Source organism: Pseudomonas sp. LARHCG127 (assembly GCF_052871455.1).
The window spans coordinates 340,128-348,149 of record NZ_JBIXJT010000007.1; the positions used below are offsets into that span (position 1 = coordinate 340,128).

An 8,022-nucleotide genomic window follows, 5' to 3' on the forward strand; every position below is an offset into this window, starting at 1 on the left:
ACATATCCCGGTGTCGGCGTTCTGTAGTCTGCGCGCCTTTCTACATCCGATCACAGGTGGCTGTATGTCCTTGCCTACATCCTTTTCGTTGCACCCGTTGTTCCGAGCGTTGACGCTGCTGTCCATACCATCTTTGTTGCTAGTCGCTGAGGTGGCGTACGCAAGGGTTCTCAACCCTGGGGAGGTAGTAAACATCGACGGTGCCACCGCACCCGATGAGTATGTGTTGAACGGCGAATCGACATTAAATGCCGATGGTGCCCAGACCCGGGATATCACCGTCAACCGTTCAACCTTGAATCTCACGGGTACCAATGTCCAGGCAACGGGCAACCATGGCGTTCTGTTGAACGCCGGTCGGGCGAACATTGGCAACAGTCACGTTACGAGTGACCGGATAGGGCTGGTAGTCAGTCGTGACGCTGCGGGTAACCAAGGTTCTACCGCGACAGTGAGCGACAGCACCATTATCGGGGCAACCACTGGCGTTTCGGTCACGGCTTTAAGTGACGTGACGTTGCTGCGAACCACCGTCATGGGCACCGGCGCCAATGCTAAAGGCCTGCGCTTGTTTGGCGGTGCCGCCACCGCCATCGACAGTACGATTATCGGTACCAAGGATGGGATCGAAATCGGTGTTGATCCAGGCATGGTTACTCCCTCGACTCTGAACCTGGACGGCACTCATGTCGAAGGCCTCGACGGCTCGGCAATCGTCGTCGGGGGAGCAAGCATCGCCAGTATCTCCGTGGCCAACGGCTCCACGTTGTCGGCCAGCAATGGCATCCTGATGGACGTGCGCAATGGTGCCGAGGGCAATTTGAATGTCAGCGGCAGCGCACTGGTTGGCGATATCGTCGCGGACGGCAGCAGCACCGCCAATGTGTTGCTCGAAAACGCCGCGACCCTGACCGGGAATCTGCGAAATGTGTGGGACCTGGGTATCAGCAGTAACGCTCGTTGGGTGATGGTCGGTGACGGCGAGGTCGAGAACCTGGTCATGAATGGCGGCTCTGTCCAGTTTGGTAACCCGGGCGAGTTTTTCAAATTGAACGTAGGCACGTTGTCGGGCGATGGCGGTACGTTCTACATGCACACCGATTTCAAGACCGGACAGGTCGATACCCTGACGGTAACCGGCACGGCCACCGGCAACCACACCATAGCCATTGACGCCAGTGGTTCAGAACCCGTAGGTGCCGGCTCCATCGCGGTGGTGAAGATTGGCGGCGGCGATGCGACGTTTGCTTTGGCCGGTGGGGAAGTCGACCTGGGGGCTTATTCATACGATTTGATCAAACAAGGCAATGACGCCTGGTACCTCAATACCCTCACGCGCACGATCAGCCCGGGCACCCGTTCGGTAATCGCGCTGTTCAACGCTGCCCCAACCGTCTGGTATGGCGAACTCAGCACCTTGCGCAGCCGCATGGGTGAAGTGCGCATGAACCCTGGCCAGAGCGGTGGCTGGATTCGCGCCTACGGCAACAAGTTCAATGTCAGCGCAAATTCCGGTGTCGCTTACCAGCAAGTGCAGCAAGGTTTGTCGTTTGGTGCGGATGCGCCGTTGCCAGTGGGCGACGGCCAATGGTTGGTCGGTGTGTTGGGTGGCTTCAGCAAGTCGGACCTTGACCTGAGCCGTGGCACCAGCGCAACGATCAACAGTTACTATTTGGGTGCCTATACCACATGGTTGGATGAGCAGAGCGGCTATTACTTCGACGGCGTGCTCAAGTTCAACCGCTTCCAGAATGAGTCCGATGTGCAGTTGAGCGATGGCAAGAAAACCAAGGGGGATTACGACAGTCATGGCGTCGGTGGCTCCCTGGAATTCGGCCGGCACATCAAGTTGGCGGACGACTATTTCGTTGAGCCGTTCACTCAGTTGTCGGGTGTGGTCATCGAGGGCAAAGACTACAAGCTGGACAATGGTCTCTCTGCCGAAGGCAGTCAGTCCCACTCTCTGTTGGCCAAGGCCGGTGCGACCGTAGGACGCGATTTCACCTGGGGTGACAAAGTTGTGCAGCCCTACATTCGTGCTGCTTTCGTGCACGAATTTGCCAACAACAATGACGTGCAGGTCAACAACAATCGATTCAACAACGACCTTTCGGGTTCCCGGGGTGAGTTGGGTACCGGTGTCGCGATGACCCTGACCGACAAGGTCTCGATTCATGCCGATTTCGATTACAGCAATGGTAATAAGATCGAACAACCGTGGGGTGCCAATGTGGGCGTGCGCTATCTCTGGTAGGTAGTGGTGACTGAGACGGGCAGGCATGCCGGGATTGGATCGCCGGGTGCTACGCCACTGGCGGCATTTGCGTGTTCATTAGCGTTCCGCCCCCCAGCCTTGCTGGGGGGTTAATGTTCAGCGACGGAGAACATGAACAATGTCATCGACCAAGTCCACCAAGCTCCCGCCCACTATGACTGCGCCCTGGACCGAGCCCGAACCGTTGGCGGATGTTCCTGGCGGCGAGCCGAATCTACTGCACCGTTCGGCCTGGAGCGATCCGGCCAACCCGCTGAAGGTCATGCTTGAGCCCTGGTACGATGAGGATCCGCCGGGCGGTCCCTACACCGAGCGGGTCGATGTTTTCCTGGGTGACAACGAGAGCAATATCATTGGGTTCCAAGAATGGAGCCTGCCCATGGATCCGGATGATTACTACGTACCGATCAGTGCCGAGCGGCTGCCTTCCGGGACGCATGCGCTCAGTTTCATCATGACCAACTTTCTGGGTACGCCGGCGCGATCACATCCATTTACTGTCACTGTCGATAAAGCCCCTCCCGTACTGGCCACCACCAGCGAACTGGAATTCCCACGCGAAGTCCTCCCCCCTAACAAACTCACTGCTCACTACCTTGAGCAAAACAATGATGAATTAAAGGCAAATCTCCCGGGATACACCGACCCCCGACCCTGGGATCGGATCACCTGGTACTGGGGACGTTCGCCGGGCAATCAGGATCAGGGTGGTGTCATCGAGCTGGATGACCAGAACTATGCCAATCCCATCGTCGTTACGATCTCGGCTGATTTGATACAGGACCGGGGTGATGGCTTACGGTATGTGTGGTATCAGGTAGAGGATCGGGCGGGTAATCCGAGCCGGACTTCGGCGTCGGTTGAGCTGGATGTTGCCGCCACGCCGATCTCCCGTGTTTTGCCTTGGCCTTCCGTTGAGAGGGCCACGGGAACCGGGGAGCAGCAAACCTTGGATCCTGTGCTATTTGAGTCCGGAGCGGTGGTGGTCATACCCGCTGATGCGGTCATTTATCCTGGGGAGAAGGTCTGGGTACAGTGGGGGGAGCCTGGCTCCGTGGGGGCCTGTCGGACAGATCAGGAAATATCGGCAGGTTCGCGTCGTTATGCAGTCCCCATGCGCTCGATTGCCGCGTATATCGGTAAGCGCTTGCCGTTGTCTTATAGCGTCACTGTCAGCGAGGACGAGGTATTACCCTCTCAAACGCGGACGCTGAATGTACTGGACGTAGACAGTACCCACTTTCCAACCGTCCAATGCCAAGAGGCTTTCGGTGGGCAATTGAGCTTTAGAGATGTTCCGTCCAATGGAGCGCAATTGAGGCTGGATCCATGGAAATTGGCGACGACGGACCAGAGAATCTGGATCAGCATGGCGGGGAATATCTCGTCGGGGCCGATTGAGCATTTTGCGATCAACGGGAGCAAGGTGACTCAGGCGCAAGTCGACCATGGGGTGCGGAGCGTGATCGTACCGAAAACTTTTCTGGAGAGGCTGACACGCAATAGGCCGTTAACGGGAAAGGTCTACGTCAGTTTCGATGGCGGGGAAAAGCCGATCTTTCCCAATTTTCCGCCGTTGAATTTGACACTGGTTGACTGAGCGTCGGGGTTCGAGGGCTGGGCTATAAATGAAAAACTCCCGCAGGGTGAGCTGCGGGAGTTTTAGGGTTATTTGAAATTGTTATCTGATTGTTCTCGTCATGCTATGCGAATCTCTCAATTGTCACTGGGGAAACGTAGGAGAACGAGGGGGAGTTATAGAGCCTGTGGGGGTTTTGGGATCAATACGCGGGATGTTCCATAAACTAATCAGTTCGGGGAGAGATTTTCTACCGTCAGCACTATTACTACGGATATTGTTCCCTCTCGACCCAGCCGCACCACTGGTACTGGTACTGGTACTAGTACTGGTCCTACTTAGTCTAGCTGTGCCAGTCGCACCACTGGCACTGGTGCTACCTCGCCCAGTTATGCCAGTCGCAGCACTGATACTATTTTTATTTAGCCCAGCCGTACTGCCTCTTTTGGTCACGCTTATTAAAACAGGCTCAAAACCTGCACTCGCCTCAGCCGCAGCCTTAGCAGCCACAGCCGCCCTCGCCATAGCAATCCCAACCCCTGCCAGCAATCCGCCAACTGTGCCCACGGCGGTGCCAACAGCAGATAAGGTTTCGTTTTCCGTGACTGTGCCATAAACCTGCAGTCCCAAGCCCGCCGCCTGAAGACCTATCCCGGCCCATCCGGCTACGAATGCTGTTACACCGATGGTAGCCGGTGCGCTCCAGGGCATCGCCACGACAGAGACAACCAGGAACAATGCCGCCAGGCCTACGCCGATCCATTGAGCGATACCAGTACCAGGCTTTTTCGGTTGTGGGATCGGATCTTGATACCCAGGATAAGGATCTCGATAGGGCGTAATACCCTGGGAGCGATGGCCGCTGGGGTCTCGCCAGGCAATCGGGTTACCCAGGCAATAGCCGTAAGGGTTCAAGCCCCCGGCCCCGAATGGGCTGAATGAATCGGGGCTGTGGAACCGCATCAGCCCTGGATCGTAGGCGCGGTAGCCGCGGCCTAGCAAATACCAACCGATCAAGGCTTCGCGCACTTCCCCGGCAAAGGCCAGCAACCCCTTCAGGCCGTTATCTTCACGGCGCTCGCCGTAAGCGCTGTAAGCGGTTTCATGCAACCCGTCAACACGATTTTCACCCAAGACGTTGTGGGCGGTGTCGGTCAGCAGCAGTAGGGTTTGATCGGTGCTATGGGCTGTTTGCTGAGCCAAGGGGCGATCACCCTCATATAAAAACTGGGTCAGCACATCGTTTTGCAAGGTGTAGCTGAGTTGAAACCCCTCGTAGAAACGCAAGGTCTCCGGTTCGCCGTCATGGCGTACCCCAACCAGTTGGTCATGGGCGTCATAGCGGTAATTGATCAACGAGGCTGCGTCGTCGGCGCTGCGCACTTCCAGCAGGCGACCCAAGGGGTCATAGCGCAGCCGCCGACCTTGGCCATCATTGAGTTGGTGGCCGTCGGCATCATAATCAAAGGCTTGTGACGGTGGATAAGCGGGGTGGCTGTGGCTGACCTCCCTGAGCTGGCATTTGTCATCTTCGTCATAGGTGAAGCGCGCGCTGTCGGTGCTACCGTCGGCAAAATAGGTGGTTCGACGTTCGATGTTGTCCAGGGCGTCAAAGCGAAACACCTGCTCGGTCATGGCATTGCCGTACTGATCGGTCGGCAGCGCTTCGCCGACGCAGCGGTGTCGAGTCAGGCGGTTACGTGTGTCGTATTCAAACGCTTCTTCCAGCAGCACCAGGCCGGCTTTTTCCAGGCGACGGCTGCGTAATTGATCATCGTCCTGCCAAACCAGGGACAAAACCCGGTCTGCCTCGCCGTCCACTTTCAGGGTGCGCTGGATTTCGCGGCCGTGTTCATCGTACGCCAGCTCGGTGACCAGGCGCTGGTCGCTGGCCCGGTTGATCGTGGTGCTGCGTTCGAGCAGGCCGTCGAAATTGTAAGTGAATTCGGCTTCGAGGCCGTCGGCTCCACCCTGGCTGACATGCCGCAGTCTGCCTGCTGTGTCGTATTGGTACTGGGTGGGGGCGGCGCCGTCATCTTCACGACGCAGTTGCCTACCCTGCAACGAGGTGGCGTGAAAGGTTTTCTGATCCACGCCGTTGCTGCGCCAGCGCTCCGAGGCCAGGGCGCCTTCGAGCGTGTACTCATAGTCACGTTGACCCTGGTCGTTGATCGCCTGGGTGATGGCGGCGCTCAACGGGTCATATTCATAGGTGGACTCGGGGCCCTCGGCCAGTCTGATAACCGACGGCTGTTGGCTCAGGGCCAGATTGTAGCCGTAGGTCAGCGTCTGGTTGCCGGGCGTGATCCGTTGATGAATCTGTACGTGCCCGCCTTCGTAGCGGTAGCGTTCAGTGCGCGGACCCACCGTGCGCTCGGTCAGGCGTTCAAGATCGTCAAATTGTTGTGTGCCGGCAACCAGAGAAGGGTGCGCGCTATTGGCGGGTGTGACCTGCAGGCGCGTGGGCAACTCACTGATGCTGTGCTCGGCGAAGGTACGTTCGACACTGTCGCCGTTCGGTAGCACGGTGCGCAGTACGCGGCCCCAGGCGTCGTATACGTATTCGGTGGTCCGTTGTAGAGACTCCAATGCTTCGCGCTGCGGATTTCTCAGCGTTTCGATCTCGCGAATGCACTGTCCATAGCCGTCGTAGACGTAGTCGCGGCTGCCCGCCGTGTTGTCTTGGGCGTCCAGGCGCCGGACCTTGTCGGGGCTGTCGAACAGGTTGTAGTGGGTCTCGCTTCTTTGTACGTGCACGTCGGGTCGTTCGGCATGTTCCTGCCACGTGCAAATGACCAGCCGGTTGTTGTCGAATCGGCGCTCGCTGACCTGGGCGACGCCGTCGGGGCCGGTGGTTCTGCAGACTTCGCCCCAATCGTCATAGGCCAGTTGGCTGGTCAAGGGCAGGGGCGTGTCGTCGAGCCAGTCGTAGACTGTTTCGCTGATCTGGCGTCCGAGAGCGTCGTGCACGGCGGTATAGGTTTGGCGCCAGACCAGGCTGCCGCTGGGGCCTTGCCGTTGACGTTGTTCTTCGACCACCCGGTTGCCGCCATCGAACAATGTCCGAGTCTTGACGCCCTTGACGTTGGTGAGCACCTGTTCGGCTTGCTGGCCGTCCGTTGACGCCAAGCTGTAGCTGAATTGTCGGCCAGCCTCGACGGGAGTATCCAATGCCACGCGTTCTTCCAATAACCGGCCAAGGACGTCGTACCGATAGGACGACTTGACGCCATCGAAATCCTCTCTCCAGACGATTTCGCCATTGAATCGGGAGGCCCGTGTGGTGGTGACCTGGTGGCTGCCATTGTATCCGGTCAGGGTTTCTATCGTTTGGTGCAGAGTCCTGGCGCCAAGTTCTCCGTCGGCCTGGCTGTATCGCCAACTGACGGTGGCGGTTTTGCCCTTGCCTTCATTGTCGTAGAGCGTTTCTTCCTGGCGATCCGGGCGGCCGTGCAGCAAAGGCTTGTCGGTCATATCGAGATAGAAGCGACGGGTACTTTGCAGCGTTGTTTCAGCAGTGGCCTCGACTTGGCTTAGCGCTTCGTGGCTTACCACCAGGAAGTCTTCCGCCAGGCTATTGTCCAGCGGCGACAGTTCCATATAGCGATACCGGGTGCGCAAGACCGGCGCCTGACCCTCGTGCCCTTCGGCCGGGTGCACCGTTTGGCAACGCAGATTGCGCACGAAACCGTGCGGGTCGGCGGGGCAATGCACGTCTCCGTCGTCATCGACGTAGCCGTCGACCGGGTAGTATTCGTAGTCCGTGGTTATACCGTTGGGCTGGCGCTCTTGCAGCAGGTTGCCGAAATTGTCGTAGGTGGTGGCCAATGTTTCGCTGCGGACCTGGGTGACATCGCTGATGAGTTCCCAGCGCTTTTCCACGGTTTTAGGCAGCTGGAAATAGGCCGGCTGCTGCTCGAAGGTGCCGTCGACGGTGTGGTAGCTGGTGCGCACCCGCTGGACGCAATCGCCCTGGGTCGTACTTTCCTCGGTGAGCAGGTGAAAACTGTTGAAGGTGCGCTGCACCGTGCGCGCCACCATGCCGGCCATTTTATGCTTGGCGGTGGAACCGTAGGAGTAGGTGCGCGAGGCCTTGTACAGTTGATCCAGGCCGTTGCTTTCCCACTGGATGTTCGCGCCGTTACCGATGAAATTTTCCAAGGTGTAT

General features: G+C 58.1%; 3 protein-coding genes. 2 read left to right on the top strand and 1 reads right to left on the bottom strand.

The window, feature by feature from the left end; all coding sequences use genetic code 11:
• Window positions 1–64: 64 nt before the first annotated feature.
• Both ACIPQ1_RS14945 and ACIPQ1_RS14950 read left to right on the top strand, forming a co-directional pair.
• Window positions 65–2,254, top strand: a complete 2,190-nt coding sequence (locus ACIPQ1_RS14945) for an autotransporter outer membrane beta-barrel domain-containing protein (RefSeq protein ID WP_446534365.1) — start codon at window positions 65–67, stop codon at window positions 2,252–2,254.
• 139 nt (window positions 2,255–2,393) lie between these two features.
• Window positions 2,394–3,875 carry a hypothetical protein gene (locus tag ACIPQ1_RS14950; RefSeq protein ID WP_446534366.1) on the top strand — a complete coding sequence of 494 codons (1,482 nt, stop codon included), beginning with the start codon at window positions 2,394–2,396 and terminating at the stop codon, window positions 3,873–3,875.
• A 123-nt stretch (window positions 3,876–3,998) separates the two neighbouring features.
• On the opposite strand, the gene ACIPQ1_RS14955 is transcribed toward ACIPQ1_RS14950, so the two are convergent.
• Entirely contained in the window at window positions 3,999–8,015 is a 4,017-nt protein-coding gene (locus tag ACIPQ1_RS14955; protein WP_446534367.1) for an RHS repeat-associated core domain-containing protein, read from the bottom strand.
• Between the last annotated feature and the right edge of the window lie 7 nt (window positions 8,016–8,022).